Origin of the sequence: Burkholderia sp. 4M9327F10 (genome assembly GCF_005503145.1) — a bacterium.
Lineage (GTDB): Bacteria > Pseudomonadota > Gammaproteobacteria > Burkholderiales > Burkholderiaceae > Paraburkholderia.
The window spans coordinates 20,707-46,487 of sequence record NZ_SCNV01000013.1 but is presented as its reverse complement, the minus strand read 5'-3'; the positions used below and the strand labels follow the sequence as shown (position 1 = coordinate 46,487).

Annotated in this window: 29 protein-coding genes; 14 read left to right on the top strand and 15 right to left on the bottom strand. The window is 63.9% G+C overall.

What is annotated here, in order from left to right; all coding sequences use genetic code 11:
* Positions 1–4 precede the first annotated feature (4 nt).
* The 4 genes from FFS45_RS14750 (at position 5) to FFS45_RS14735 (ending at position 2,594) form a co-directional block, all read left to right on the top strand.
* Positions 5–532 (top strand): cytochrome c, encoded by a 528-nt coding sequence (locus FFS45_RS14750; RefSeq protein ID WP_249362794.1) that lies wholly within the window; start codon positions 5–7, stop codon positions 530–532.
* Positions 533–677: 145 nt separating this feature from the next.
* Positions 678–926, top strand: coding sequence for a hypothetical protein (locus FFS45_RS14745; RefSeq protein WP_137955389.1), 249 nt, complete (start codon positions 678–680; stop codon positions 924–926).
* 46 nt (positions 927–972) lie between these two features.
* Positions 973–1,728 carry an SDR family NAD(P)-dependent oxidoreductase gene (locus tag FFS45_RS14740; protein ID WP_137955388.1) on the top strand — a complete coding sequence of 252 codons (756 nt, stop codon included), beginning with the start codon at positions 973–975 and terminating at the stop codon, positions 1,726–1,728.
* 26 nt (positions 1,729–1,754) lie between these two features.
* A complete protein-coding gene (locus FFS45_RS14735) occupies positions 1,755–2,594 on the top strand; it encodes a CmcJ/NvfI family oxidoreductase (protein ID WP_137955387.1) in 840 nt (279 codons plus the stop codon).
* Between the two features lie 127 nt (positions 2,595–2,721).
* On the opposite strand, the gene FFS45_RS14730 is transcribed toward FFS45_RS14735, so the two are convergent.
* On the bottom strand, positions 2,722–3,924 hold the full coding sequence (locus FFS45_RS14730; RefSeq protein ID WP_349292316.1) for a porin: 1,203 nt from the start codon (positions 3,922–3,924) through the stop codon (positions 2,722–2,724).
* An 82-nt stretch (positions 3,925–4,006) separates the two neighbouring features.
* Complete coding sequence (locus FFS45_RS14725) at positions 4,007–4,201, bottom strand: hypothetical protein (protein WP_137955386.1); 195 nt, start codon at positions 4,199–4,201, stop codon at positions 4,007–4,009.
* A gap of 234 nt (positions 4,202–4,435) precedes the next feature.
* On the opposite strand from FFS45_RS14725, the gene FFS45_RS14720 reads away from it, so the two are divergent.
* The 3 genes from FFS45_RS14720 to FFS45_RS14710 are packed head-to-tail and all read left to right on the top strand — an operon-like array spanning position 4,436 to position 7,401.
* Positions 4,436–5,497 (top strand): ABC transporter permease subunit, encoded by a 1,062-nt coding sequence (locus FFS45_RS14720; protein ID WP_137955385.1) that lies wholly within the window; start codon positions 4,436–4,438, stop codon positions 5,495–5,497.
* Positions 5,491–6,321 (top strand): ABC transporter ATP-binding protein, encoded by an 831-nt coding sequence (locus FFS45_RS14715; RefSeq protein WP_137955384.1) that lies wholly within the window; start codon positions 5,491–5,493, stop codon positions 6,319–6,321. The genes FFS45_RS14720 and FFS45_RS14715 overlap by 7 nt, the downstream gene beginning before the upstream one ends.
* A gap of 45 nt (positions 6,322–6,366) precedes the next feature.
* Positions 6,367–7,401, top strand: a complete 1,035-nt coding sequence (locus tag FFS45_RS14710; RefSeq protein WP_137955383.1) for an ABC transporter substrate-binding protein — start codon at positions 6,367–6,369, stop codon at positions 7,399–7,401.
* 167 nt (positions 7,402–7,568) lie between these two features.
* Here the strand turns inward: FFS45_RS14710 and FFS45_RS14700 are convergent, their stop codons facing one another.
* From FFS45_RS14700 to FFS45_RS14660, 9 genes are all read right to left on the bottom strand, one after another.
* On the bottom strand, positions 7,569–8,447 hold the full coding sequence (locus FFS45_RS14700) for an ABC transporter permease (protein ID WP_137955381.1): 879 nt from the start codon (positions 8,445–8,447) through the stop codon (positions 7,569–7,571).
* On the bottom strand, positions 8,444–9,313 hold the full coding sequence (locus FFS45_RS14695; RefSeq protein ID WP_137955380.1) for an ABC transporter ATP-binding protein: 870 nt from the start codon (positions 9,311–9,313) through the stop codon (positions 8,444–8,446). The genes FFS45_RS14700 and FFS45_RS14695 overlap by 4 nt, the downstream gene beginning before the upstream one ends.
* A 97-nt stretch (positions 9,314–9,410) precedes the next feature.
* Complete coding sequence (locus tag FFS45_RS14690) at positions 9,411–10,463, bottom strand: ABC transporter substrate-binding protein (protein WP_137955379.1); 1,053 nt, start codon at positions 10,461–10,463, stop codon at positions 9,411–9,413.
* 52 nt (positions 10,464–10,515) lie between these two features.
* On the bottom strand, positions 10,516–11,361 hold the full coding sequence (locus FFS45_RS14685; protein ID WP_137955479.1) for a TauD/TfdA family dioxygenase: 846 nt from the start codon (positions 11,359–11,361) through the stop codon (positions 10,516–10,518).
* Between the two features lie 257 nt (positions 11,362–11,618).
* Positions 11,619–11,903 (bottom strand): gamma-butyrobetaine hydroxylase-like domain-containing protein, encoded by a 285-nt coding sequence (locus FFS45_RS14680; RefSeq protein WP_137955378.1) that lies wholly within the window; start codon positions 11,901–11,903, stop codon positions 11,619–11,621.
* Positions 11,900–12,907 (bottom strand): HEAT repeat domain-containing protein, encoded by a 1,008-nt coding sequence (locus FFS45_RS14675; RefSeq protein ID WP_249362786.1) that lies wholly within the window; start codon positions 12,905–12,907, stop codon positions 11,900–11,902. The genes FFS45_RS14680 and FFS45_RS14675 overlap by 4 nt, the downstream gene beginning before the upstream one ends.
* Positions 12,908–12,998: 91 nt before the next feature.
* Positions 12,999–13,244, bottom strand: coding sequence for a ferredoxin family protein (locus tag FFS45_RS14670; RefSeq protein WP_090682857.1), 246 nt, complete (start codon positions 13,242–13,244; stop codon positions 12,999–13,001).
* An 18-nt stretch (positions 13,245–13,262) separates the two neighbouring features.
* Positions 13,263–15,002 carry a fumarate reductase/succinate dehydrogenase flavoprotein subunit gene (locus FFS45_RS14665; RefSeq protein ID WP_137955377.1) on the bottom strand — a complete coding sequence of 580 codons (1,740 nt, stop codon included), beginning with the start codon at positions 15,000–15,002 and terminating at the stop codon, positions 13,263–13,265.
* Positions 14,999–15,769 (bottom strand): GntR family transcriptional regulator, encoded by a 771-nt coding sequence (locus FFS45_RS14660; protein ID WP_137955376.1) that lies wholly within the window; start codon positions 15,767–15,769, stop codon positions 14,999–15,001. The genes FFS45_RS14665 and FFS45_RS14660 overlap by 4 nt, the downstream gene beginning before the upstream one ends.
* Positions 15,770–16,082: 313 nt before the next feature.
* Between FFS45_RS14660 and FFS45_RS14655 the strand changes: the two genes are divergently transcribed.
* The 5 genes from FFS45_RS14655 to FFS45_RS14635 all read left to right on the top strand — a co-directional run bounded on the left by FFS45_RS14655 (position 16,083) and on the right by FFS45_RS14635 (position 20,974).
* Positions 16,083–16,550, top strand: a complete 468-nt coding sequence (locus FFS45_RS14655; RefSeq protein WP_137955375.1) for a rhodanese-like domain-containing protein — start codon at positions 16,083–16,085, stop codon at positions 16,548–16,550.
* 33 nt (positions 16,551–16,583) lie between these two features.
* A complete protein-coding gene (gene epsC / locus FFS45_RS14650; protein ID WP_137955374.1) occupies positions 16,584–17,582 on the top strand; it encodes a serine O-acetyltransferase EpsC in 999 nt (332 codons plus the stop codon).
* Positions 17,579–17,878, top strand: a complete 300-nt coding sequence (locus FFS45_RS14645; RefSeq protein ID WP_137955373.1) for a helix-turn-helix transcriptional regulator — start codon at positions 17,579–17,581, stop codon at positions 17,876–17,878. The genes epsC and FFS45_RS14645 overlap by 4 nt, the downstream gene beginning before the upstream one ends.
* A 107-nt stretch (positions 17,879–17,985) precedes the next feature.
* A complete protein-coding gene (locus tag FFS45_RS14640; RefSeq protein WP_137955372.1) occupies positions 17,986–18,918 on the top strand; it encodes a family 2A encapsulin nanocompartment shell protein in 933 nt (310 codons plus the stop codon).
* A complete protein-coding gene (locus FFS45_RS14635) occupies positions 18,893–20,974 on the top strand; it encodes a family 2A encapsulin nanocompartment cargo protein cysteine desulfurase (protein ID WP_137955371.1) in 2,082 nt (693 codons plus the stop codon). The genes FFS45_RS14640 and FFS45_RS14635 overlap by 26 nt, the downstream gene beginning before the upstream one ends.
* Positions 20,975–21,064: 90 nt before the next feature.
* Here the strand turns inward: FFS45_RS14635 and FFS45_RS14630 are convergent, their stop codons facing one another.
* The 3 genes from FFS45_RS14630 to FFS45_RS14620 all read right to left on the bottom strand — a co-directional run bounded on the left by FFS45_RS14630 (position 21,065) and on the right by FFS45_RS14620 (position 23,737).
* Positions 21,065–22,597 carry an FAD/NAD(P)-binding protein gene (locus FFS45_RS14630; RefSeq protein WP_137955370.1) on the bottom strand — a complete coding sequence of 511 codons (1,533 nt, stop codon included), beginning with the start codon at positions 22,595–22,597 and terminating at the stop codon, positions 21,065–21,067.
* Between the two features lie 355 nt (positions 22,598–22,952).
* Positions 22,953–23,186, bottom strand: coding sequence for a hypothetical protein (locus tag FFS45_RS14625; RefSeq protein ID WP_137955369.1), 234 nt, complete (start codon positions 23,184–23,186; stop codon positions 22,953–22,955).
* Between the two features lie 86 nt (positions 23,187–23,272).
* A complete protein-coding gene (locus FFS45_RS14620) occupies positions 23,273–23,737 on the bottom strand; it encodes an Lrp/AsnC family transcriptional regulator (RefSeq protein WP_137955368.1) in 465 nt (154 codons plus the stop codon).
* A gap of 134 nt (positions 23,738–23,871) precedes the next feature.
* On the opposite strand from FFS45_RS14620, the gene FFS45_RS14615 reads away from it, so the two are divergent.
* Together FFS45_RS14615 and FFS45_RS14610 are read left to right on the top strand one after the other, a co-directional pair.
* Positions 23,872–24,501 (top strand): LysE family translocator, encoded by a 630-nt coding sequence (locus FFS45_RS14615; RefSeq protein ID WP_137955367.1) that lies wholly within the window; start codon positions 23,872–23,874, stop codon positions 24,499–24,501.
* A 68-nt stretch (positions 24,502–24,569) separates the two neighbouring features.
* A complete protein-coding gene (locus FFS45_RS14610; protein WP_137955366.1) occupies positions 24,570–24,890 on the top strand; it encodes a YnfA family protein in 321 nt (106 codons plus the stop codon).
* A 92-nt stretch (positions 24,891–24,982) separates the two neighbouring features.
* Here the strand turns inward: FFS45_RS14610 and FFS45_RS14605 are convergent, their stop codons facing one another.
* Positions 24,983–25,489 carry a DUF1993 domain-containing protein gene (locus FFS45_RS14605; RefSeq protein ID WP_137955365.1) on the bottom strand — a complete coding sequence of 169 codons (507 nt, stop codon included), beginning with the start codon at positions 25,487–25,489 and terminating at the stop codon, positions 24,983–24,985.
* Positions 25,490–25,781: the final 292 nt, after the last annotated feature.

The following is a 25,781-nucleotide window of genomic DNA, read 5'->3' as shown; positions in this document are numbered from 1 at the left end:
TCTCGTGAGACGCAGCCTCGCGGCTGGCATCTTTATCATTGCGAGTTCGCTGGCGCCGGGCGCATACGCGGCCTATGGCATCGGCACGCCCTTGCCGGAGCAGGACACGGCGGCCTGGAACATCGACGTTGCGCCCGATGGCCGTGGCCTGCCCGCAGGCAGCGGCGATGTCGCCACCGGTGCTCATGTGTTTGCGGCCCAGTGCGCCGCGTGCCACGGAGAGCAGGGGCAAGGGCTGATCGGCGATGCGCTGGTCGGCGGACAGGGCACGCTCGCGAGCGCGAAGCCGAAGCGCACGGTCGGCAGCTACTGGCCGTACGCCACCACACTGTTCGACTATATCCGCCGCGCCATGCCTTTCAACGCGCCCGAGTCGCTATCCGCTGATGACGTGTACGCGGTTTGCGCATTCCTGCTCAACCAGAACGGCGTCGTGCCCGCAGATACCCGGCTCGACGCACGGTCTTTGCCGGCGGTGAAAATGCCGAACCGCGACGGCTTCGTGCCTGACCCGCGGCCTGGCAAACTCTGAGCGTTGCCGCGAGGCAGCGCGTATCACCCTGTTCCCATACCAGGTTTTGCGGCGTTTTCCGAAAACCAATCCACAAAAACTTGTTTGCGCTTGCCTCGGCTGCTCACTAGATTCGTTTGTATAGCGACGAATCGACGGAGGTCGCATGGCCACACTTTCAGCGACGCTTATCTGGGACGGATTTCGACATCCTGTGCGAAGCTTGCAGAAGCAGTTGTCGAAACACACACCCGTCACGCAGGATCGATCCCCGGACGGGGCATCGACGCCCGCTTACGGTTCCCAATCACCCGAGCGGCTTGAACGCATTGCCGCGTACGCGCGCTGCGGCTATTTCCATATGGAATACACGGCCGGGATGTTTGTCGTGCCGCTCGATATTCCACCAGAATGACACGCACGTCGTTCGCGTAAGCGGCGGCAAGGCGACGGAGAGTGCAATGACCGAAGTTGTTGGGCAAGACAGGAAACACACGCGTGTAGCGTGGATCGCAGGGGTAGGGGCAAGCGCAGGACTGGGGGCGGCATTGGCCCGCCGGTTTGCCGGCGAGGGCCTGAGTGTCGCGGTGACGGGGCGCTCGCGCGAGCGGCTCGAGACAGTCGTCAATGAGATTCGCAGCGCGGGTGGTCATGCGCTCGCCTTGCCGGGTGACGTCACGAGCGAAAGCGATCTGCTCGCCATCACACGGCAACTCGCTGAGGTGGGCACGCTCGAAGCAGCGATTTTCAATGCGGGTGGCGCAACGCGTGCGCCGGCACTGGAACTGAGCGCCGAGCAGTTCGAGGCCGCCTGGCGCGTCTCGACCCTCGGCGGTTTCCTGTTCGCACGGGCGGCGCTTCCTCTCTTGCTTTCCGCAGGACGGGGTTCGCTGCTGTTTACGGGTGCGACCGCATCGCTGCGCGGCCGCCCGCCATTTGCGGCGTTCGCCTCTGCCAAGGCCGGCTTGCGCTCGCTCACGCAGAGTCTCGCGCGTGAATTCGGGCCGCGCAATATCCACGTTGGGCATGTGGTGGTCGACGGCGGCATTGACGGCGAGCGCCTGCGTACCTCCGCGCCACAACGGGTTGCCGAACGTGGAGAGGACGGCCTGCTCAAGCCGGGCGAAATCGCCGACGCCTATTGGCATCTCCATCAACAGGGACGCAGTGCGTGGTCGCAGGAAATCGATTTGCGGCCATTCAGCGAACCGTTTTAAGGCGAACATGACGTGGGGACGTGGACATGAGCGATATTGTCATCGACGCACCAACATCGGTTACGACGATCGAGGCGGAGCTGAACTACCTTGAATTCACCGGCGAGAAGCCGGTGTCTTACCAATACGACCCACCGCCGGGCGTGCCCAAGCGCAGCGGCGTGTATCGGCCGCATCGGGTGACGATTTCAAATGCACGCGTGGCGCCGCCGCCCGGTGCGTTGTCGCTCGATCGGAACGGTTTTGAACTGCATCGTTACCCGAGCGCGCTGAGCGATTTCTCCGATCCGCGGAAAATCCAGTCGCTCTACTACGCGGAGGCGGAAGCGCTACTCAAAAAGGCCACTGGCGCGAAGCGGGTGGTTGTGTTCGATCACACGTTGCGCGACGGCAGCGCGGGTCGGGATCAGGGTGTGCGGGAACCCGTCAAATACATCCATAACGATCAGACCTTCGTGTCGGGGCCGCGCCGGGTGCGTGACCACCTGCCGCCTGATGAAGCCGAACAGCTGCTGCAGGGCCGCGTGGCGATCGTCAACCTGTGGCGTCCGATTGGCGAAACCGTGCAGTCGTCGCCGCTTGCGTTGTGCGATTCGCGCAGTATTGCGCTCAACGATCTGGTGGCGTCGGACCTTGTCTATCCCGACAAGGTAGGCGAGACGTATGCGCTGGTTTTTAATCCACGGCACCGCTGGTATTACTTCCCCAACCTGACGCCCGACGAGTTTCTGCTGCTCAAGATCTACGATTCGGCGGGAGATGGAGTCGCGCGTCTGAGTGCGCACACCGCATTCGATGATCCGACTTCGCCAGCGGATGCACCGCCGCGCCGCAGTATTGAACTGCGTTCGTTGCTGTTCTTTTGATTGGCTGAGATACCGTTCATAGAATGCAGCAAGCGGTGTGTGATGTTCCACGCAGAACGGCCGCCGGATACGGCGGCCGCTGAGAGTGATGTAACGGCCGCTCAAGAGCGCGCGGCCGTTCCTCCGCTTAGAAGCGGTGGGTGATGCCGAAGATGCCGGCGAGCTGGTGGTTGTCCGCCGAGTAAGTGCTGCTGGTGAAGTTGGCAACGGCTTGCTTGCCTGTCGAATCGATGCCCGATGCGGTCTCATAGAAGCCGATCGCGTAGAGCGAAGTGCGCTTGGACAGCGAGTAGATTACGCCCAGGTTAACCTGGTTGTACCTTGCGCTACCCAGATCGTCTGCACCGCTGTTGTGCGTGTAGATATACGCGCCCGCCAGCAGCAGCGACGGATTCAACTGGTACTTGATGTTGATTTCGCCCGAGTTGAAGGTCGCCGTGCCGCTCGTGTACTTCGGAGCGGAGATCGCACCAACGGCGCTGACCGTACCCAGGTTCTGGAATTGCGTGTTCGAGTACAGCAGGCCGACGGTTGCCGGGCCGAATGCGTACGAACCGCCGGCCACGATGATCTGTTCCGAACCGGCCGAAGCGTAGCCACCGAAGATCTTGCTGGCCATGTTGTCGTTCGCACCCGTTGCAGCGGTCGACGGCGTCGACGAATTGCCCTGATTGCCGAAGAACGAATAGTACGGGTCCTTCACGAACGTGTAGCCTGCACCGAGGCTGATCGGGCCGTTCGAGTACGAGAGCGCCGCGTCCCAGATCGAGTTCTGGGAGAAAGCGCCTGCCACGCCGCCCAGGCTGTACAGCACGCCTGCTTGCAGGCCGTTGTAGTTCGGGCTTTCGTACTTGATCGAGTTCTGGATGCGGTTCGACGTATCGACGTTGTCGACGTCGGCCGCGCGCGTGCCATAGCCGAGGCCCGAAGCGGCCCAGTCGGCGCCCGACGCGTACGACGCGGTCAGGTCGTTGCTGACCGAGTATTGACGGCCGGCCGTCAACGTACCCCATTGCTTGCTGCTCAAGCCGACGAATGCCTTACGGCCGAACTCCAGGCCGCCTTGGGACAGTGCGCCCGTGCCGGTGGTGAAGCCGTTTTCGAGGTCGAAGACTGCCGAAAGGCCGCCACCCAGGTCTTCCGTGCCTTTCAGGCCCCAGCGCGACGAGGTGCCTTGCGAGAGCGCGTACTCATGCAGGCCTTTGACGTTGTTGTTGAAGAGCAAACCCGTATCGACGATGCCGTACAGCGTCACGCTGCTTTGCGCATGCGCTGCGCCAGCAAACGCGCCAAGTGCCAGTAGGGCCACCGAGGTCTTTTTCATTTTCATCTGTTTTTCACTTTATCTGAAGAGGGTTCTGTCGCCCGGATAGTGGGCGTGACCCATTGACGCCGGTTGCTCGGCGCGCGCATCAAATAATCTGAATGTAAGATTCGCGCTCCGACCAACCTGCCAAGAGCAAGAACGAACTGACCAAAGCTGTTCTCGCCATTCCCATCAGACATGCGCCTTGCATGTCTTCATGGCCGGCAGATGGTGTAGCCGCCAGATTAAATTTCAGTGAAAGCGAACCAAAACCGAATTGATTAGGGATGGAAAATTTCACAATGTCTCGTTCTTGCAACAGTAGCGAGAATTAGCTAGGCACTCGTCTTATTGCTGTGCCATCGCGTCGCAAAGAGTCGGCCGTTGCGTTAGCGGCCAAAGCGTCCACATAGCGCTCCTGCACGCCAAAAATAAGCAAAGCGCAATTTGTTTGTTGGACCGTGCGTGGACCACGACGATACTTTGTTGTCTGGTTGCACGCGCAACCGAAATCCTGTGGGAGATCGGAAACATCATGTCCACCCAGCTCGAATCGGTAACGAACGGTAATGTGACCGGCGCGCAAGCGGCCGTGGCGCCGCGTCCCCGGTTCTCGCGTGGGGTGTTGATCGCTGGGCTTGCCGCGCTGGCCTGGCTTGGCAGCGCGGCATTGACGCAGTGGTGGCCGGCCGCCGACGACTGGCCTTACACCACGCAACTGATTGTGTTCAAGGTGGTGTTGGCGGCACTCGCCCTTGTCATTGCTGTGGCGGGCTGGCGGACAGACGCCAGCGGCACGCGTGAGGTTCGCGGCGTGACGCCCGCGTCGCGGGCGGATGCATGGCTTCGAGCGACACCCTGGCTGCTTGCGCTGGCCCTCGGCATCAGCGCGTGGGAAGTGCTGACCGCGCAACTCGAATGGTTGCCGCGGCCGTTCTTTGCACCGCCGCAGGCGCTGATCGGTGTGTTTGCGGAAGATTATCCGCGGCTCGGCTCGAGCGTCGCGCACTCGTTCGGCCTGCTGGCGTACGGCTACGTGCTCGGCGCCGTCACAGGTTTCGTCACGGGCGTCAGTATCGGCTGGTCGAAGGCGGTGAGCTACTGGGTGCATCCGGTGCTGCGCCTGATTGGACCGCTGCCGTCGACAGCGTGGCTGCCGCTGGCTTTCTTTTTCTTTCCATCGAGTTTCAGCGCAAGCGTGTTCCTGATTGCGTTGGCCACCGCGTTTCCGGTGACCGTGCTGACATGGTCGGGTGTCGCGAGCGTCAACACGGCCTATTACGACATCGCGCGCACGCTGGGCGCGAGGCCCGGTTTTCTGATTCTCAGGGTGGCGATCCCGGCCGCGTTGCCGTCGGTTTTCGTCGGTCTCTTCATGGGTCTTGGCGCATCGTTTTCGGTGCTGATCGTCGCCGAGATGATGGGCGTAAAGGCGGGGCTCGGCTGGTATCTGCAGTGGGCGCAGGGTTGGGCTGCCTACGCGAACATGTACGCGGCGCTGCTTGTGATGGCGGTAATGTGCTCGGGCCTTATCACGCTGCTGTTCCGCGTGCGCGACCGGCTGCTGGGATGGCAGAAAGGATTGCTCAAATGGTAGCTGTACCCGAAGTGCTGGCAGGAGAGAGCGGGGCACGCGCGCTGCGTGGCGGCGCACGGATCGACGTGCGTCATGTCAGTCACCAGTTCGCGCTGCGCCGTGCGACGCTGCCGGTGTTGCAAGACGTCGACTTCGCCGTCGAACCGGGTGAGTTCGTCGCTTTGCTGGGGCCGAGCGGTTGCGGCAAATCGACCTTGCTGCGGCTCGTCGCCGGGCTCGACCAACCGACGCAAGGTTCGCTGCATGCGGATGGTGTGGCGATCACCGGGCCCGATCCGTCGCGCGTCGTTGTCTTCCAGGACCCCACGCTGTATCCGTGGCGCACGGTGCGCGGCAATGTTGGTGTCGGTCCGCAGGCTCAGCGCCGTCGGTCTGGCTGGCGGCGCAACGCAGATGACGACGGTGCGCAGGGTCGCATCGACGCCGCACTGCAACTGGTCGGCCTCAGCGAATTTGCCGATGCGTTTCCCCATCAGTTGTCGGGGGGCATGGCGCAGCGTGTGGCGCTGGCGCGCGCCCTCGTCAACGATCCGGCGCTGCTGGTGCTCGATGAGCCGTTCGGCAAGCTCGATTCGCTCACGCGCATGCGTCTGCAGGGTGAGCTGGCGCGCTTGTGGCAGGACGCACGTTTCTCGGTTCTGCTCGTGACGCATGACGTCGAAGAGGCTTTGCTGCTTGCCGGCCGGGTCATCGTGTTCAGCGAGCGGCCCGCGCGTATCGTGGCGCAAGTCCATAACGATGCGCCGTATCCACGGCATCGCGATGATCCCAAGCTGGTTGCGCTGCGCCGTCAGGTGCTGGCGGAGCTGGGACTCGATCTCTGAGCGCCACGACGTACCACATCGACCACACCACACGACGAGAAAACAATGACATTTGCCGATGATTCCACTCCCGTGAGCCACGCGCGCCGCGCGTGGCTGCGCAAGACAGCCTGGGCGGCCGGAGCGGCAGCGCTCGGCGGAACTTCATTGGGCCTTGCGGTACCGCTTGCATCTGCACAAACGCCGCTCACGCCGTTGAATCTTTCATGGAATGCGGGCGCGATCTGCACGGCGCCGGTCGCGGTCGCCGACAAGCAGGGATTCTTCACTCGCCATGGCTTGCAGGTGCAACTGGTCAACTTCGCGGGTTCGACCGACCAGTTACTCGAGGCGATTGCGACGGGCAAGTCCGACGCGGGCGTCGGCATGGCGCTGCGCTGGCTGAAACCTCTGGAGCAGGGCTTCGACGTGAAGCTGACGGCGGGCATACACGGCGGGTGCATGCGGCTGCTCGCGACGCGCGCATCGGGCATCGTCGATGTGGCCGGGTTGAAAGGCCGCATTGTCGGCGTCAGCGACATGGCGAGTCCAACCAAGAACTTCTTTGCGATCGTGCTGAAGAAGGTAGGCATCGACCCGGAGACCGAAGTGAGCTGGCGGCAGTATCCGGCCAATCTGCTGGGCGAAGCGTTGAAAAAAGGCGAGGTCCATGCCATCGCGGACGGTGATCCGACCATCTGGAACATCCGCGAATCGGACCATCTGTATGAAGTGTCGAACAACCTGTGCGGCGAATATCAGTCGCGCTCGTGCTGCGTGCTCGGCGTGCGCGGCTCGCTGATCCGCAAGGACCGGGCGACCGCGCAGGCGTTGACCCAGGCGTTGCTGGAAGCAACGGAATGGACGGCCAATCATCCGGCGGAAGCGGCGCAGATTTTCTCGGTGCATGCACCGTCGGCGGACGTCAACCAGTTGACGGCGATGCTGAAGAGCCACACCGATCATCATCATCCGACGGGCGACGCGTTCAAGAAAGAGATTGCGCTTTACGCCGACGATCTGAAAGCGGTTAACGTGCTGAACAGCGGCACCGATTCGAACCGGCTAGCGACGCGGGTGTTTTCGGATGTGCTTGCTTAGCGTTTGGAGCGTTTGGAGCGTTTGGAGCGTTTGGAGCGTTTGGAGCGCTTGGAGCGCTTAGGCGCGGCGCGCGACCGGCATCTTTGCAGAGCGGGTGCGCGCCGCTTACACACGGGGTACGCACAGGGCGCACTTGGGGCGCCCTGTCCCGCAGAGCATCCCCGCTCTTACTGCTGGATACCCCAGCGGCGCACGGTAATTCGCTCGAGCGTATCGAACACCAGATGCTCGATCAGCAAGCCGATGACAATCACCGCGGCAAGACCCGCGAAGACGCGATCCGTATACAGCTCATTGCGGTTCTCGAAGATGTACCAGCCCAGCCCGCCGCTGCCCGAACTGGTGCCGAACACGAGTTCGGCGGCGATCAGCGTGCGCCACGCAAAGGCCCAACCTACCCGCAAGCCGGCGAGAATCGACGGCAACGCGGCGGGCACGAGGATCGATACGACGTGACGCAGGCCCGTCAGCCCGTAGTTGCGGCCCGTCATGCGCAGCGTTGCCGGCACGGCCTGAAAGCCTGAATAGGTATTGAGCGCGAGCGGCCACAACACGGCGTGAACCAGCACGAACAGCAGGCTGCCGGTGCCGAGGCCGAACCATAGCAGTGCAAGCGGCAGCAAGGCAATCGACGGCAGCGGGTTGAACATGGCGGTGAGCATAGTGAGCAGGTCACGGCCGGTCCGGGTAGACACCGCGAGCGACGTCAGCGCGAACGCGAATGCGACGCCAAGCAGATAGCCGCGCAGCAGCACCGACATCGACACGGCGGTCTTCTGCAGCAATTCGCCGGACAGGATGCCCTGCACGAATGCGCTCAGCGTGGCGCTGAAAGTCGGCAGCAGCAGATCGTTGTTGACCGCGCGAGCCGCGATTTCCCACACGATCACCAGCACGAGCGCGATCAGCGTCTTGCGCAGCCAGGCATGCGCGAAAATCCGTTTGCCGGCCGGCAGCGGCGCTTCGACTGCGATATCGCCGAGCGGCGCAAGAGGCCGCTCGTATTCTTCGCGAACGGGAGGCAGCAAGGTACCAGGCGAGCTCATTGAGCGGACTCCGTCTGTTCGAACAGCAGGTGATGGATGCGTTCGGCGCTGCGCTGAAAATCGCTGCGGCCGGTGCTGTCCTGCGTGTATTGATGGCTGTTGAGTTCGGCACGCACACGGCCGGGATGGGGAGACAGCAGCAAAATCCGGTTGCCGACGATCAACGCTTCCTCGATCGAGTGCGTCACGAACAGCAGGGTGAAATTCACCTCTTCCCACAGACGCAGCAGTTCTTCCTGCATCTTGCGGCGGGTCAATGCGTCCAGCGCGGCAAACGGCTCATCCATCAGCAGCACGCGCGGCTGCATCGCAAGTGCGCGGGCGATCGCCACGCGTTGTTTCATGCCGCCTGACAAGGTGTGCGGGTACGCCTTCGCAAACGCTGCAAGCCCCACCTTGTCGAGGTAATGCAGGGCGCGCTCGTTGGCCTCGGCGCGCGAGAGCTTTTTCGCCACGCGCAACGGAAACACGACGTTTTGCAGCACCGTCTTCCACGGCGGCAACTGGTCGAACTCCTGGAACACCACGATACGGTCAGGGCCTGGCCCGTGCACCGGTTGGCCGGCAAGCGCGATGCTGCCGGAGGTGGGTTTGATGAAGCCCGCGACGGCCTTGAGCAGTGTCGACTTGCCGCAGCCCGACGGGCCGAGCAGCACGAAGCGATCGCCGCCGTAGACGTCGAAACTCACGTCGTGAGTCGCGCGAACAATCCGTTCGCGTGTGCGGTATTCGAGGTTCACCCGGTCCACGACCAGCAGTTTGTCGCTGGTGGGCGGATTCGCTGCAATCGGCGCGGTGGCCGCCGGGGCCGCGGCGTTCGTGCCACCCGCCTCGGAGGGAAACGCAAGGGTGGGATTGGCTACCATTGTCTCGGTCCAGGTGAGTTGGCCAACTTGTTTGATCAAATGAGTTGATCAATGAGTCGGCCAATGAGTCGGCCAAATAAGTCGGCCGTGCCGGCTGTCAGCTTCCTGCGGCCGTCGCAGGGTCGTCGAAGAAGTAGTCTTTCCACGACTTGGGTTCGTTCCTGATCGCGCCCACCCGGTACATGAACTGCGCCAGTGCGAAGGTATTCTGCGGCGCGACCTTGAACTGCACTTCCGGATTCTTGATCACCTTCAACAACAGGTTCCGGTCGATCTTCGACTGGTTCACCTTGATATAAATGTCAGCGGCGGCATCCGGGTTGGCGGTGACGAAGCGCGCCGCATCCGCAAGACCATCGACAAAGGCGCGATAGGTCTTCGGGTTGTCATCGCGGAATTTTTCGGTCGTGTAGAGAACCGTGGCCGAACTCGGTCCACCCAGCACGTCGTAGGAATTCAGCACGATGTGGGCCTTGGGATTGCCCGCGAGTTCCTGCTCCTGAAACGGCGGATTGCCAAAGTGCCCGGTGATCTCAGTGCCCCCGGCGATAATCGCGGCGGCTGCATCGGGATGCGGAATTGCCTGGGTGTACTTGTCGAGGCGGTTGTAATTCTTGTCGCCCCACTGTTTTGCCGCGGCGAACTGCAACACGCGCGATTGCACCGAAACGTTGACCGCCGGCACGGCGATGCGGTCCTTGTCGGTGAAATCGGCAATCGTCTTGACGTTGGGATTGTTCGACACCAGGTAGTAGGGCAGGTTGCCGAGCGAAGCGACGCCCTTGACGTTCTGCCTGCCATGGGTGCGATCCCAGATCGTCAGCAGAGGGCCGACACCGGCGCCCGCGATATCCACCGCACCGGAAAGGAGCGCGTCGTTGACGGCTGCACCGCCCGACAGGCGGACCCAGTCCACCTTGATGTCGAGTCCTTGCTTGCGGCCTTCCTTCTCGATGAACTGCTGGTCGCGAGCGACGTTGAGCAACAGATAGACCACGCCGAACTGTTCGGCAATACGGATCTGTCCTTCGGCATGGGCCGCCGCAGGTGCGGCAACGCCTGCCGCGACGATCGAGGCAGCGAGCAGCGTCGCCGTCATCCTGCGGGCGAAAGAGGACGAAACGCCCGTCGGGCGAAAAGTGGACAGCATCGGTACTCCGGTCAGCGTATGGGTGGGTGAGTGCCGGCAGGCGAGCCTGCCTTCAGAACGGCACGTCACCTTCGATGGTGGTGCGATACAGCTTGCGGCGCAGATGATCTGGCGTGCCGGCTGCGAGATGCATCAGCGAGCGGTTGTCCCAGAACACCATGTCGTGCTCCGCCCACACGTGCCGGTAGAGATGCTCGGGGCGCACGCTGTGCGCGAAAATTTCTTCGAGCAGTTGCTTGCTCTCGTCCTCGGGCAGCCCGATCACACGGGTGGTGAAATGCTCGCTCACAAAGAGCGCCTTTCGGCCCGTCTCGGGATGCGTGCGTACGATCGGATGCACGACCGGCTTCACCTGGGCAATCTGCTCGGCCGAGAGATTCGGTCGCCACGGACTGCGCTTTTGCAGTTCCGCGTACTTCGCGAGATAGGTATGTTCCGCGGCGCGCCCTTCGACGGCACTGCGCAGATGCGCCGGCAACGTGTCCCAGGCGAGGTGCATGTTGGCAAACAGCGTGTCGCCGCCTTCAGCCGGTAACTCTTGAGAATGCAGCAGCGAGCCGAGGCTCGGCTTTTCCTTGTACGAGAGATCCGAATGCCAGAAATGGCCCGCGTCACCGAGGCCAATCGGCTTGCCGTTCTCAAGGATGTTCGACACGATCAGCACTTCGGGATGACCCGTGAGCTGAAACTGGTGCAGCACATGAATCTGCAGCGGCCCGAAACGGCGGCTAAAGGCGATCTGCTGCTCCGGGGTGATGCGCTGGTCGCGAAACACCAGCACGTGGTGATCGAGGTGCGCGCGGTGAATGCGCGTGAAGTCCTCTGCGGCAAGCGGCTGGCCCAGATCGAGGCCCAGTACTTCGGCGCCTACCGGGCCGTCGAAGGGGCGAATTTCGATGGATTGAGGGACGGCGGGGCCGGAACTGGCCTGGCCGGGAACGGCGGAGTCGGAAGCAATCGTCACACAGAACTCTTCGTTTAGTCCGAGCGGAAGCGCCGGTCGTGGCGCGATAGCGTAAATCTACCGGCGCACGCGGGCGAGAGCAACGAAGCAAATTCGATACGCTTATCTGCTGCGATGATAAACCCGATGCTGTATCGGACGCCGCAGCGTACGTGTTCTACTCCGGTCCCGATAAACCCGGGCGCCCGTGTCTACGCCAGGCCAAGCTGTTCAAGATACCGCCATGGATAGATGCCGCGGGCGTGCCCGTCGCTGAAGACGAGCTGCACGCCATAACCCATCGTCTGTATACCGGTCAGCGCAATGTCCGGTGCGGCGCTCACCGTCAGCCCGTCCAGCCTGATGCGGCGGCATTCGGCGCACGCGCAGGCTTGCCGCAGTTGCGCATGCGAAAGTTGCTGTTCGCGCCCGTCCGGCCAGCGCAGCGTCAGAACGCGAGTGGCGGCGTCGCTCGCAATCTCGCGCGGGATGTTCATCGGACCGCGCTTTCCACTTGCTGCAAGGCGATGCGCACTGCCTTGCGCACGTCGGGATCGCGGTCGTCGAGCGCGTCGCGCAGTGCAGGCAAGGTGCCGGGATCGCGCAATTCACCAAGCGCGAGTGCCGCCTCCTTGCGCAGGTTGCTGATCGTATGCGTGAGCAGGGCGGCAACGGCCGGGGCCGCGCTGATGTCTCCGGTCTGGCCAAGCGCGCGCACGGCGCGCAGGCGCACCTGCCAGTAGTCGTCGTCGAGCGCGGCCAGCAGCGGGGCGAGGGCGGCCGGCGCGCGCAGCTTGCCGAGCGTGGTGGCCGCTTCTTCGCGTACCTGCCAAGCGCCGTCGCGCAACGCGTCGAGCAGTGCGGCCGTAGCAGCCTCGTGGGTGGCGGGGGCGAATCCGAGTGAACCGACCGCTGCGCGTCGTACGTCGGCTTCGGCGTCGCCGGTTGCAAGCGCGGCCAGCGGCGGCAATGCGCGTGCGTCCTTGAGCCAGCCGAGCACTGCGACCGCCTCTAGCCGCACGCTCGGCGTGGCGTCGGCAAGCGCCTCTAGCGCCGGCTCGAAGGCAACGGCCACGCGCAGTTCACGCAAGGCGCGCAAGGTTGCCGCGCGCACGAACGGCTCCGGCCGCTCGACCCAGCGGCGCAGCACCGTTGCGGACGCCGGGTCCTTGAGTTCGCTCAGACTCTGCGCGGCGGCGGCGCTGACTTCGGCGGCGGGATCGAGGAGCGCGCCGCACAGCGCTTCCACGATCTCGTCGCGTTCCCACGACGCCAGCACCCGCGCCGCTTCGAGCCTGACTTTGGGGGCGGGGTCGGCGCGTAGCGCGCTGACGAGCGAGGGCAGCAGGTCGGCATCTTCGAGATCGGCGAGGTCCAGCAAGGCGATGCGTCGCACTGCGGCGTCTTCGTCAGCAAGACGCGCCAGCAACGCCGCGGTCTCGGGATCGAACGCGTCCGGGTGAGGGGTGACGGCGGGCGGCACGGTCATTCGAATGCTCATGGGTTGGTTATGCGTGACGGACTTCGGAGTAAAGCGTCGTGGATGGGCGTGTACCTATGGTGCAACGCGAGGCTTGCCACTCCACGGCCCGCTAGCGCAGCAGGTAAGGAATCTCCACCTTGACCGCGCCTGTTGGACAGTCGCGCTCGCACGGCATGCAGTACCAGCACTCGTCGAACTGCATATAGGCTTTGCCCTTGCTCAGGTCGATGGCGAGCAGGTCGAGCGGGCAGACGTCGACACAAACGGTGCAGCCCTTGTCGGCAATGCATAGATCCTCGTCGATCGTGACGGGGGCGCTGCTGCGCTGAAAGATTTCGTGTGGGGTATAGGACATGGCGGTCTCTACTCTCTCTCAGATGGCGGCGGCAAGCGCGCCGGATTCGCGGATGCGCAGGTTCTGGTAAGCGCTGCGCTCGTCTTCGGCGAGCGGCACGATATAAGGCTCGACTGCGCGCTTCTCGCTGGTCATGCGGCCATGCTCATCCTTGCGCAGATGCGTATGGCAGAACCACTGCGCGTCGTCGCGCTCGGGATAGTCGACCCGGTGGTGATACAGCCCCCAACGGCTTTCGGTGCGAAACAGCGAGGCGCGCGCCGCCATTTCCGCACAGTCGCGGATGGCGCGCACTTCGGCCGCACGCATCAGCTCGTGAGGGTTGGCTGCCTTGATCGTCTCGATGTCGTCGGCGATCTCCTCGAAGCGCTGCAAGCCGATCTCCATCTTGCGCGTGACCTTCGGCGGTTGCAGATAGTCGTTCACCATGCGCCGCAGCTTGTATTCGACCTGCGACGGCGCGTGGCCGCTAGCGCGCTCAAGCGGCGCGTAGACGCGTTCGCGCTCGGCGGCAACCTGCTGTTCGTCGACGCTCGCATGCTCGCGTCCCTGCACATATTCCGCCGCGTTCTGGCCGGCAAACCAGCCGTAGGTGAACGCGCCGAGCATGTAGTTATGCGGCACGGCCGCCATGTCGCCGGCGGCGTAGAGTCCTGCCACGGTGGTTTCGGCGCGTGCGTTCACATAGACGCCGGATGCGCTATGTCCGCTGCAAAAGCCGATCTCGGAGATGTGCATTTCCACCATCTGCTGCCGGTAATCGGTGCCGCGCCCGGCGTGGAACCGGCCGCGGCTCGGCCGTTCGTTGGTGTGCAGGATCTGCTCGATGGTCTGGATCGTCTCTTCCGCGAGATGGTTGAGCTTCAGGAACACCGGGCCATTGCCGCTTTGCAGCTCCTGATAGAACTCCCACATCATCTGGCCGCTCCAGTAATCGCATTCGATGAAGCGCTCGCCCTTGCCATTGGCCGTAAAGCCGCCGAGCGGCCCGGTGACGTAGGCGCACGCCGGGCCGTTGTAGTCCTTGATCAGCGGGTTGATCTGGAAGCATTCGAGGTTGGCGAGCGCGGCTCCCGCGTGATAGGCCATCGCGTAGCCGTCGCCGGCATTGGTCGGGTTCTCGTAAGTGCCCATCAGATAGCCGGAGGAGGGCAGCCCCAGCCGTCCTGCTGCGCCACACGAGAGAATTACCGCCTTGGCGCGCACCACGTAAAAGTCCGCCGTGCGGCAGTCGAAGCCGAGCACGCCGCAGACCCGTCCCTGTGCATCGGTCAAGAGGCGCGTGGCGACGATGCGGTTGGTGATCGAAATACGCGTGCGCTTCAACTGCCGGTACAGGACCTTCTTGATGTCGTGCCCTTCGGGCATCGGCAGCACGTACGAGCCCATGTGGTGGACCTTCTTGACCGCGTAGTCGCCGGTGCCGTCCTTCTCGAACTTCACGCCCCAGCGGTCGAGCTGTTCGATGGTCGTGAAGCTGTGTTTGGCGTAGGCGTAGACGGCTTCCTGATCGACGATGCCGTCGTTTGCGACCGTGATTTCCCGGGTGTACTGTTCCGGCGTCGCATGACCCGGAATGACCGCATTGTTCAGGCCGTCCATGCCCATGGAGATGGCGCCGCTGCGCTTGACGTTGGCCTTTTCGAGCAACAGCACCTTCAGGTCCGGATTGCGTTCCCTGGCCTTGATCGCGGCCATCGGCCCGGCCGTGCCGCCGCCCACCACGACGATGTCGTATTCCAGTACATGCGTATTCATTGCGTTTTCCTCGCGTTGCGGCGCGCTTTCTCGCGATCGGTGCGCATCCGGTATTGGAATGCGTCGCCGCGGAAGTAAAGGTATTCGTAGTCGATGGGCGTGCCGGCAGCATCGTGCGTGAGGCGCTCGATGCGCAGCACCGGACTGCCTTCCTCGACGCGCAGCGCATCGACTATTTCGTCGTCTGCGAGGATCGCGTCGATGGCGATGTCGGCATGGCCGAGCGGCACACCGCAGTCGTTCTCCAGAATCAGAAAGATGTCGCGTGTGACGAGATCGGCATTGGCGAGGCGCTTGCCGAACGCTTCCGGTACCCACGTGAGTTCGAGCGAAACCGGCTCGCGATTGAGCAGGCGGACGCGATGGATTTCGGTCACCGGCGCGCCCTCGGGCAGCTTGAGCTTCGCCGCAACGTGGCGGTCCGCCTTGACGCTACGCAAGCTGCGTAGCTGGTTGACGATTTCGTAGCCCATCGACTCCATCGCCTCCGCGAAACCCTGCAGCGACGTCACGTTCTGGAACGCCTTGGGCTTGGAGACGAAGGTGCCTTTTCCATGCAGCTTGAACAGCAGCCCCTCCTTTTGCAGATCGCCAAGCGCCTGACGGACCGTAATACGGCTGACCTCGAACATCGCGCACAGCTCGTGTTCCGACGGCATCTGGCTGTGCGGCGCATAGGTGCCGTCAAGAATGCGCGAGCGCAACGCATCCTTGATCTGCGCGTAAAGCGGTTGCGGCGAGAGCGGCACGAGGTTCGTTTTCGGCATGGTCAACTTGTAATGACAAGATGGAAGCCGAGTGTAGTGACCCGGCCGAACCGGTCAAACGAAGAAATTGTGCTATCGATCTTCCGTTTTACGGACAGCGGGCGCAGCGGCGTCGCTCCTGCCTTGTCGCTCGAGCACCCATGCTGGCGCTTATTTAGAAATAAGAATTTATTGGTTTTGCTTTGGAGGGCGGACTTGCATAGTTCGTTTTGATGGCTATAGACGGTGACGCTCATGGTTTTGCGCAGCACCTGGCCAGCATCGCCGTCCGGTACGAAACCGCACGGGTACGACAGATGAGCACGGAGACATCATGACAGTTGAATTGGCAGAACAAACCACTCACGCGGCGCTGGTAGCGGCGCGCGAAGCCGCCGTCGCCGCGGGCTTGCCCTATGCGGGCCGCGTTTCTCCGCAGGACGCGTGGGCATTGTTTTCGGCCGGCGAGGCGCTGCTGGTCGATGTGCGTTCCGCAGAGGAGCGCAAGTTCGTCGGTTACGTGCCGGACACCCTGCATGTCGCATGGGCGACCGGCACCAGCCTGAACCGCAATCCGCGCTTTGCGCGCGAGCTGGAGGCGAAGACGGGCAAGGACGCGGTGGTGCTGCTGCTGTGCCGCAGTGGCAACCGCTCGGCGCTCGCCGCGGAAGCGGCGACCAAGGCCGGCCTGACCCAGGTCTTCAACGTCCAGGAAGGATTCGAAGGCGACCTGGACGCGCAGCAGCAGCGCGGCCGGAATAACGGCTGGCGTTTCCATGGCTTGCCGTGGGTGCAGGATTAAGCGGTTTCAACCTCAGGACGGGGAGTACTGACTTTGGCCGTATTTGACATTGACGATATCGTCCGCTCGCTTCAAGCCGTGCGCCAGCGCTGGCGAGATGAGCAAAAGCGCTCGCTCGAACCGGGCGGGCGCGACCTGCCGGCGCGCGAGGCGCTTGCCAGTGTGATCGACACCCTCAAGGGTGTGCTGTTTCCGATGCGTCTTGGGCCGCCCGACCTGCGCCAGGAAAGCGAGAACTTCTACGTGGCGAATGCGCTGGATGCGGCGCTCCATGCGCTACTGGCTCAGGCTCGCCTCGAGTTGAACTACAAGTCGCGCCATCATGCGCGCGCCGACGAGTTTATCGAGGCGCAGGCGAGCGCCGCGGTGCGCCAGTTCGCCGCGCGCCTGCCGGAGATCCGCAGCCTGCTGGACAGCGACGTGCTGGCGGCCTTCCACGGCGATCCGGCGGCGGGCAGCGTCGACGAAGTGGTGCTGTGCTACCCCGGCATTCTGGCGATGATTCATCACCGCCTTGCACACGAGCTATACCGGTTGGGGCTCCCTTTGCTGGCGAGGATCGTCTCCGAGCAGGCCCACGCGGAAACCGGCATTGACATTCATCCCGGCGCGCAGATCGGCGCCGGATTCTTTATCGATCACGGCACCGGTGTGGTGATCGGCGAAACGGCCGTGATCGGCCAGCGCGTGCGCGTCTATCAGGCGGTGACGCTCGGCGCCAAGCGCTTTCCGCGCGACGCGGCGGGACACCTGGAGAAAGGGCTCGCCCGTCATCCGATCGTCGAGGACGACGTGGTGATCTATGCGGGCGCGACGATTCTAGGCCGCGTCACGCTTGGGCGCGGCTCGGTGATCGGCGGCAATGTGTGGCTCACCGAGGACGTCGCACCGGGCAGCCATGTCACCCAGGCCATCTCGCGTAACGAAGCGAAGCAGCCGGCGCCGGGCAACCCGGCGCAGTCTGGGGGGCAGGCGCTGGAGTCATCGCCGCCGGCCGAAGCGCCCACCCCGCTAGAGAGCGCGGCGCCATGAGCACGCTCGTCAAAAGCTTCGGCGCCGCGGTGCGCGAGCTGCGTGAGGCGCGCGCCTGGTCGCAGGAGCAGCTCGCCGAGCATGCCGGCCTGAACCGCTCCTATGTCGGAGAGATCGAGCGCGGCAGCGCAATTGCGTCGATTGTCACGGTCGACAAGCTCGCCGCCGCCTTCGGCGTGCCGATCGCCAGCCTGCTGCGCCCGTCGTTTGCCGGCAATGCAGCCGCGGATTCAGCTGCTGCAACAGCCGCGCCGGATGATCCAGCGGCGCGTCCCACCCTGTCGACTACCCCATAGGGGGCAAGTGCCGTCTATAGCATGTTGAACCCCATCAGGCCCCGTCTTGATAATGACGTTTCGTCATAAGCTTTTCTGTTTTTCTTCTATCAACCCCGGAGCCACACATGTCGACCACAGCGAGCGGCCATTCGGCGCTTAGCGATAATGCTGCACGGCAACTAGCCAATGCCACCAAGACCGTTCCCCAACTTGCGACCATCACGCCGCGCTGGTTGACGCATCTGCTGCAATGGGTGCCGGTTGAAGCGGGTATCTACCGCCTGAATCAGGTCAAGAACCCGGACGCCGTGCGGGTGGCCTGCACGCAGCGCGAAGACGAGACGGTGCTGCCGCGCACCTTCGTGCCGTATGAAGAACAGCCGCGTGAATACTTCCTGAATGCGGTGAGCACGGTGCTCGACGTGCATACGCGTATTTCGGATCTGTACAGCAGCCCGCACGACCAGATCAAGGAACAACTGCGCCTGACGATCGAAACGATCAAGGAATTGCAGGAAAGCCAGCTGATCAACAATCCGGATTACGGCCTGCTCGCCAATGTCGCCGAAGAGCAGCGCGTGTTCCCGCTGACGGGCGCGCCGACGCCCGACGATCTGGACGAACTGCTGACCAAGGTGTGGAAAGAGCCGGCTTTCTTCCTGACCCATCCGCTCGCAATTGCCGCCTTTGGCCGCGAGTGCACGCGCCGCGGCGTGCCGCCGCCCACCGTCAGCCTGTTCGGCTCGCAGTTCCTGACATGGCGCGGGATCCCGCTGGTGCCGTCCGACAAGGTGCCGGTTGCCGATGGCAAGACCAAGATCCTGTTGCTGCGCGTCGGCGACAAGCGCCAGGGCGTGGTCGGCCTGTTCCAGCCGGGTGTTGCCGGCGAACAGGGACCGGGGCTGTCGGTGCGCTTCATGGGCATCAACAGCCATGCGATCGCGTCCTACCTGATTTCCCTGTACTGCTCGCTGGCGGTGCATTCGCCGGACGCACTGGCGGTTCTCGATGACGTGGAGATCGGTAAGTACCATGACTATCCAGACACCTACAAATAATCCGGCGGGTGCAGGGGCGCCGCACGACGTCCCGCAGACGCTGCCGGCCGGCTTGCCCGATCCGGCGACGCTCGCTCGTCTGGCCGGCGAATTTTTCGCCGCGCTGCCGGGTGGCGGGGTGTCCGCCGGCTGGCCCGCGAACTCGCTGAACGATGCGGCGTCGTCCCCGCCGTCTGCGTCGTCCGCCTCGTTTGCTTCCGCACTGCCGGTGGCGGCGCCGGTGCTGTCCACCGCGAGCAATCCGGCGCCGGCCGGCTCGCCGCTCGCGGGTCCGGGCGGCTTCGGCACCGGCGTGCCGGGCGCGGCGGTGCCGCAGGGCAAGGCGGCCGGCGCCAACCTGCTGCCGTCTGCACCCACGCACGTGCTGTCGCTCGGCAACCGGGCGCCCGCGCTGGTGCCGCATGCCGCTGCGCAAAACGGCTTGCCGGATAGCGCGGTGACGATTGCTCCGGCGCTCGAGCCGCGCTTCGGCGGTGCGGCGTTGGGTGTGCCTGAAGGGCATGGCGCGCAACGGCCGTCGGCGGGTGGAGTTTCTTCTTCGAGCGCACCGGCTGCGGTGTCGCCGTACTACTTCCTTGACGAACAGGCCGATACGCGGCGCAGCGGCGGCTCCGGTGGCCAGGATATCGTCGTGCCGTCAAGCGATGCGGTCACGGCGCAATCGTTCGGTCTGCCTGGCGAAGAGGATTTGCGCTCGCTGCTCGCGGTGCAGCGTTTTCCTTACGATACGGGTTCGCAGCAGGGCGGCGCTTCACGCTATTTCGTCGAAGAGCCGCGGCGCCCCGGTGATCAGGCGAGCGCCCCGCACGGCGTGCCGAACGCGGCTGCCTCGGCTCGTCCGCCGTTTGACGTCAATGCCATCCGGCGTGACTTTCCGATTCTCTCGGAACGCGTGAATGGCCGCCAACTGGTGTGGTTCGACAACGCGGCGACGACGCACAAGCCGCAGGCCGTGATCGACCGTCTCGCGTATTTCTACGCCCACGAGAACTCGAACATCCATCGTGCCGCCCATGCGTTGGCGGGTCGTGCGACGGATGCCTACGAGGCGGCGCGCAGCAAGGTGCAGCGTTTTATCGGCGCGGCCTCGCCCGATGAAATCATCTTTGTGCGCGGCACGACCGAGGCGATCAACCTGATCGCGAAGTCCTGGGGTGTGCAGAACGTGGGCGAGGGCGACGAAATCATCGTCTCGAACCTCGAACATCACGCGAATATCGTGCCGTGGCAGCAGCTTGCCGCACAGACCGGCGCGAAGCTGCGTGTGATTCCGGTCGACGATTCCGGCCAGGTGCTGCTCGACGAATACCGCAAGCTGCTGAACGAGCGCACGAAGATCGTTTCCGTGACGCAGGTCTCGAATGCGCTCGGCACGGTGGTGCCGGTCAAGGAGATCGTCGAGATGGCGCATCGTGCCGGTGCGAAGGCGCTGGTCGACGGCGCGCAGTCGGTGTCGCATATGCGTGTGGATGTTCAGGCGATCGACGCGGACTTCTTTGTGTTCTCGGGACACAAGGTGTTCGGGCCGACCGGCATCGGCGTGGTGTACGGCAAGCGCGCGATTCTCGACGACATGCCGCCGTGGCAGGGTGGCGGCAACATGATCGCCGACGTGACCTTCGAGCGCACCGTGTTTCAGCCGCCGCCGAACCGCTTCGAAGCCGGCACGGGCAACATTGCCGACGCCGTGGGGCTGGGTGCGGCAATCGACTACGTGAACCGCGTGGGCATCGAGAACATTGCTCGCTACGAGCATGATCTGCTGGCTTATGCGACGAGCGTGCTGCAGCCGGTGCCGGGTGTGCGTCTGATTGGCACTGCGAAGGATAAGGCGAGCGTGTTGTCGTTCGTGCTCAAAGGCTATGAGACGGAAGAGGTCGGGCAGGCGCTCAACGAAGAGGGCATCGCGGTGCGCTCGGGGCATCACTGCGCCCAGCCTATCCTGAGGCGCTTCGGCGTCGAGGCGACCGTGCGGCCGTCGCTGGCGTTCTACAACACCTGCGATGAGGTCGATGCGCTGGTCTCGGTGGTGCGGCGGTTGTCGGCGCGGCGCTAGGGAGCGCTCACGCGCAAGATCCCGACTGCAAAGGCCGGATGAGAAGGGCCCTCGTGCATGGACCGTTGGTCCGTTGCGCGGGGGCCTTTTTCATTGGGCGGAGGTTGCGACCTGCGCTTGCGGCGTGGCTTGAGGGCGCTGCTCGGCCGCTGCGGTTGCGGTAACAGGCGCCGCGCCCGGTGCCTGCGCCTTGCGTAGTGTGGTGCTCGAGGGGCTGCTCAATGCCGCCAGCAGACGCGTACTGAGCTTACTGGTCTGGTTGGCAATCTCGACGACCGTGCCGGGTTCGATGATCGTGCCGCGCAACGCGGCGCCGAGCACCGACAGGTGTGGCGAAACAGTCCCGTCGGCGGCAACGGCGGCCAGCGACGCGTCGACCTTGATGCCCAGCCCGACTGGTCCGGTCTGTACGAGGCCGCGCGCAAACAGATTGCGCACCAGACACTGTTCACTGCCGGCATGCCAGCGATAGTCGGGCCCGGTGCAGTTGACTACCCCTTGGGTCAGGACTGTGCGCTCTTCATCGCCGCCGCGCAGCCGGTAGCGCACGCTCACGCGTCCCGCAGGCGCCTCGGCCAGGTCGTTGACGGTGGCCGCTTCGATGCTCAACCGGCCGCTTGCGCGCAACGCGGCGACCAGCGCCGCACTGACCGGCGGCGCGCGATGCAGGAACACGTCCCAATGCGGCCGCACGTGGCGGAAAAAGCGTCGCCGGTCTGTCAACGCGGCGCTGTGCCACCACTCGGCCGTGTAGGCTCTCAGCGCGCCGGGCAGCGCTTGCCAGTCACCGCCATGCGCGACGATGGCACGTGCCCTGTCGCGCAGCTCACGGACGACTTGCCGCAAGCTGCGCGGCGGCCCCGCGTCGCCGAAAGGGGCGGCGGCCGGCGCGGGATTGCGCCGCTCGACCGGCGTCAGGCCGTGTCGCGCCAGCACCCGGTAGGTGCCGCTATAGCCGAGCTTGTCGAGCGATACGACGGCGTCGATCATCGTCAGGCTCGCGCCGATCAGCACAATGTCCTCTGCATCGGCAAGCGCCGCGAGCCGTCGACGGTCCCACACGTCAGCCACATAGCGTCCCGCTTGCGTCAGCGCGCCGCTCGCGTCAAAGCGCGGGCGCGACTGGAACACGCCGAGCGCGAGCACCACGCGATCGGCGAGCAGTACGCGGCCGGCATCGAGCGCGAGCGTGATGCCGCTACCGGTGACATCAATATCGTCGACGCGTGCCCGGACGTGTTCGAAGGTGACGCCTGGGAGGGCTTGCTCACGGGCGCGCTGCAATTCCTCGTTCACGTAGTCGCCAAAGCGCCAGCGCGGCGCGAAGGCCTGGGCGACCGCTTCGCGGGGCTGACCGGCAAACTCGGGCTGGGCCGCGAGCCAGTCGACAAAATGCTCTGGCTTGTCCGGGTACAGGCTGAAGATGAGCGCGGGGCCGTTGACCAGATGACCCGGTTCCTCGGTCGAATAGGCGAGACCCCGGCCCGGTTGCGCAGATGGCTCGACCAGGCGGATCGCCAGTGCTTGCCGCGCTTCATGCAGCAGCTTGATGGCAAGCGCCGTACCGGAAAGGCCGCCACCGACGATGACAATCTGCTGCGCTCCGCCGTGATGAGCGACCATGGTGTTCCTTTGTGAATGCCCCGGCGGCCGGGCCGGATCGACTGGAAATGTTAGTGGCCGGTCTGTTATGGCGGAAACGACAAATCGTGATATCGATTTCTGAATGGATGCTTATGACTGTTTAAACGACGAAACCGGCGTCTTTGCGTCATGAGCATTTTTTGATGCGCTTGAAGGGGAGGGGGAATGGTTTTGGGAGGCGAAGATCAAGCCGTTAAAACGCAACTAACGGTCAAGCCCGCCGGTGTCCCCCATTCCGCGCCGATCCGCCCTCGAAAGACGGGCGAAGCGCCGCGCGCCCAGGTGTACCTGCGAGCCCACCCCCGCCACGCAAGGCGCCGGACCGGTATGCCACTCAACGGTTCCCGTCAAGCAAATCGCCGAGCAATTCGTCGAACGCCGCTTGCGCGTCTTCAAGCTCCTGCAGCGCTGCATCGAAGGTCTGTAGCGCGAACTGCGAGGGCCGGCCTTCGCCGGCAGGTGGAAATTGCGCTTGCAGCGACTTGAACGCCGCCTGCACGCGTTGCGTGGCAACCAGCACGCGCTCCATGGCGCTCGATTCTTCGGCTCGCGCCTGTTCGTGATTCATTGGTAACACTCCGTAGTTCGTTCGGCCTGCGCCGTGCCGGTCACTATGCCACGACCGGCCTCTCGCGCAGGCATCGGGCAGGGGGATCAGATTAACGGCAAGCCGCCGTTGGCCTTGACCTCGCGCAGCGACAACGCCGATTCCACCGACGTCACGCCCGGCAGGCTGCGCATCTCATCGCGCATGAAGGTGCCGTAGTCGTCCAGGTCACGGGCGACCACCTGCAGCACGTAGTCTGCACTTCCCGAGACGTTATGGCACGCGAGGATGCGCGGAATGGCCTGCACCTCGCGCTCGAAACGGGTGGCCACCGCGCGGTCGTGCACCGCAAAGCGTACATAGACGAATGCGACTACGCCGAGGCCGAGGGCCGAGCGGGACAGCATGGCGCGGTACTGGTCGATATAGCCGTCGTTCTCGAGGCGCTTGAGGCGCCGCGCGCAGGGTGTTTCGCTCAGGCCAACGGTCTCGGCCAGACGGGCGTTGGACATGCGCCCGTCTTTTTGCAGCGCGGCAAGGATGGCGCGGTCGACTTTGTCGAGGTCGTTCATCGCGAGGGGAAAAGTCTATGAGAGAGCAATATAGTAGCGTATTCCCCTAATGACCCTACTATTCGCCTCGTAATTCGCCAGAAATCCCTCACGTTCCGATAGCAAGATAGAGCCCTTATCAACGTGAGGTTCCCATGATTTCCGCGCATCTTCTGATTGTCTACATTGCCGCCTTGGCCGTCGTCTACGCTGTGCCCGGACCGGACATGGCGCTGCTGTTGCAGACAAGCATCGGGCGGGGCGTGCGCACGGGTTTTGCCACCGCCGGTGGCCTCGGAATGGCACGCGCCACGCATGTGACCCTGTCGGCCTGCGGCGTGGCCGCGTTGCTGCGCAGCGCCCCGTGGCTCTACGAAGTGGTTCGCTACGGCGGCGCGGTGTATCTGGGTTGGGTCGCGGTGCAGATTTTCCGCTCGCCGGTTTTCGCCTTGCCTGCAGGCGGCGCCGTGGCGCCCGAGTCGCGGCCGTTGCGGACCGCCTTCGTCAAAGGGCTTTTGACGAACCTGCTCAACCCGAAGGCGCTGCTGTTCTGCTCGGTGCTGCTGCCGCAGTTCGTGCGTCCGGAGGCAGGGCCGGTCGCCTTGCAGATGGTCGAGCTCGGCGTGATCCTCGTCGCGACCGGTGTGTGTTTCGACGCCGTCTATGTGATCGGTGCGGCGCGCATTTCGAACTGGATGCGCTCGCATCCCCTTGCGCAGACCGTGCAGCGCTGGACTTTCTCCGCCGCCTTGATTGGCTTCGCGCTGCGCTTGTCGCTCGACTAGGCTGCGGCTCGGCATCGGCTACCATTCGCGATCAGGCACAATCAACCCAAAACCCGTCCTGTTGCTCAATGAAGACTTTTCTGCTGTATATCGTGACTGCCGTCGCCGAGATTCTCGGCTGCTATCTGCCTTGGCGCTGGCTGAAGGATGGCGGCTCGGCATGGCTGCTCGTACCGGGCGCGCTGAGTCTTGCTGCATTTGCCTGGCTGTTGACGCTGCACGGGGCAGCAGCCGGCCGTGTGTATGCAGCCTATGGCGGCGTATACGTCGCTGTTGCGATCCTGTGGCTCTGGTGGGTCGAGCAGGTCCGTCCGACTGTCTGGGATCTGGCGGGTGCCGCCTTCACGCTGGCTGGAATGGGGATCATTGCATTCCAGCCGCGAGTCTGAACGTTTGAGCGCTACGGCAAGAACCGCCGTGGCGAACGGCGGCTAGTGTTGCTCTTTGCGTGAGCTGCGCGTGCTGTACGCCGACTCGGCGCTCAGCGGCCGCCGAGGTAGTCGAGCTTGCCGAGTTCGACACCGTTATGGCGCAGGATGTCGTACGCGGTCGTCACGTGGAAGTAGAAGTTCGGCAACGCGAACTGCAGCAGATAGTTCTTGCCCGTGAACTCCACCGGCCCGGTGCGCATCTTCAGCGTGACTGCGCGCTCTTCCGAACCGTCGATCTGCTCCGGCTTGAATTCCTTCAGGTAATCAATCGTTTTCTGAATGCGGGCCTGCAGCTCTTCGAACGTCACCTCGACGTCGTCGTACTTCGGCGGCTCCACGCCGGCGAGGCGCGCCGCGCAACCCTTGGACGTGTCCGTGGCGATATAGACCTGGCGCACGAGCGGCAGCATGTCCGGGAAGAGCCGGGCGCCGGTGAACACGGACGGGTCGATCTGCTTTTCGGCAGCATGGGCTTCGGCCTTGCCGAGAATGGCTTGCAGGCAGGTCAGGCCGCGCACCAGCACGGGCACGGAGGCTTCATACATCGAAATGGACATGGAACGTTCCTCAGATTCACTCGGATTCTTCGGCTCGTGCAGGTTTGCGCACGGGCCATTGCAACGGCAGGTTTGCCGCTCGAGCATCATAGCGCGACCTGTGTGACGCATGCGTTGACCTGGCCATCTGGACAACTGTTGTGCGCGTTGGAACTGTGTTTGAATGGATTTGTCGGACGGCTTGACGATGTCCAGCAACCAGTCACCCGCGCGGGTTGTGCCGCACCCTTGTTGCGTCACGCGGCGCGCGTCCGCCGGGATCAACGCGCAGCCTCAGGGCTGTGCACCGAGG

Bases quoted from the DNA above. Each gene is read 5' to 3' on its own strand.
- FFS45_RS14745 (WP_137955389.1), top strand. From the start codon at position 678: ATGGCCACACTTTCAGCGACGCTTATCTGGGACGGATTTCGACATCCT.
- FFS45_RS14740 (WP_137955388.1), top strand. From the start codon at position 973: ATGACCGAAGTTGTTGGGCAAGACAGGAAACACACGCGTGTAGCGTGG.
- FFS45_RS14735 (WP_137955387.1), top strand. From the start codon at position 1,755: ATGAGCGATATTGTCATCGACGCACCAACATCGGTTACGACGATCGAG.
- FFS45_RS14730 (WP_349292316.1), bottom strand. From the start codon at position 3,924: ATGAAAATGAAAAAGACCTCGGTGGCCCTACTGGCACTTGGCGCGTTT.
- FFS45_RS14720 (WP_137955385.1), top strand. From the start codon at position 4,436: ATGTCCACCCAGCTCGAATCGGTAACGAACGGTAATGTGACCGGCGCG.
- FFS45_RS14715 (WP_137955384.1), top strand. From the start codon at position 5,491: ATGGTAGCTGTACCCGAAGTGCTGGCAGGAGAGAGCGGGGCACGCGCG.
- FFS45_RS14710 (WP_137955383.1), top strand. From the start codon at position 6,367: ATGACATTTGCCGATGATTCCACTCCCGTGAGCCACGCGCGCCGCGCG.
- FFS45_RS14700 (WP_137955381.1), bottom strand. From the start codon at position 8,447: ATGAGCTCGCCTGGTACCTTGCTGCCTCCCGTTCGCGAAGAATACGAG.
- FFS45_RS14695 (WP_137955380.1), bottom strand. From the start codon at position 9,313: ATGGTAGCCAATCCCACCCTTGCGTTTCCCTCCGAGGCGGGTGGCACG.
- FFS45_RS14690 (WP_137955379.1), bottom strand. From the start codon at position 10,463: ATGCTGTCCACTTTTCGCCCGACGGGCGTTTCGTCCTCTTTCGCCCGC.
- FFS45_RS14680 (WP_137955378.1), bottom strand. From the start codon at position 11,903: ATGAACATCCCGCGCGAGATTGCGAGCGACGCCGCCACTCGCGTTCTG.
- FFS45_RS14675 (WP_249362786.1), bottom strand. From the start codon at position 12,907: ATGAGCATTCGAATGACCGTGCCGCCCGCCGTCACCCCTCACCCGGAC.
- FFS45_RS14670 (WP_090682857.1), bottom strand. From the start codon at position 13,244: ATGTCCTATACCCCACACGAAATCTTTCAGCGCAGCAGCGCCCCCGTC.
- FFS45_RS14665 (WP_137955377.1), bottom strand. From the start codon at position 15,002: ATGAATACGCATGTACTGGAATACGACATCGTCGTGGTGGGCGGCGGC.
- FFS45_RS14660 (WP_137955376.1), bottom strand. From the start codon at position 15,769: ATGCCGAAAACGAACCTCGTGCCGCTCTCGCCGCAACCGCTTTACGCG.
- FFS45_RS14655 (WP_137955375.1), top strand. From the start codon at position 16,083: ATGACAGTTGAATTGGCAGAACAAACCACTCACGCGGCGCTGGTAGCG.
- FFS45_RS14645 (WP_137955373.1), top strand. From the start codon at position 17,579: ATGAGCACGCTCGTCAAAAGCTTCGGCGCCGCGGTGCGCGAGCTGCGT.
- FFS45_RS14640 (WP_137955372.1), top strand. From the start codon at position 17,986: ATGTCGACCACAGCGAGCGGCCATTCGGCGCTTAGCGATAATGCTGCA.
- FFS45_RS14635 (WP_137955371.1), top strand. From the start codon at position 18,893: ATGACTATCCAGACACCTACAAATAATCCGGCGGGTGCAGGGGCGCCG.
- FFS45_RS14630 (WP_137955370.1), bottom strand. From the start codon at position 22,597: ATGGTCGCTCATCACGGCGGAGCGCAGCAGATTGTCATCGTCGGTGGC.
- FFS45_RS14625 (WP_137955369.1), bottom strand. From the start codon at position 23,186: ATGAATCACGAACAGGCGCGAGCCGAAGAATCGAGCGCCATGGAGCGC.
- FFS45_RS14620 (WP_137955368.1), bottom strand. From the start codon at position 23,737: ATGAACGACCTCGACAAAGTCGACCGCGCCATCCTTGCCGCGCTGCAA.
- FFS45_RS14615 (WP_137955367.1), top strand. From the start codon at position 23,872: ATGATTTCCGCGCATCTTCTGATTGTCTACATTGCCGCCTTGGCCGTC.
- FFS45_RS14610 (WP_137955366.1), top strand. From the start codon at position 24,570: ATGAAGACTTTTCTGCTGTATATCGTGACTGCCGTCGCCGAGATTCTC.
- FFS45_RS14605 (WP_137955365.1), bottom strand. From the start codon at position 25,489: ATGTCCATTTCGATGTATGAAGCCTCCGTGCCCGTGCTGGTGCGCGGC.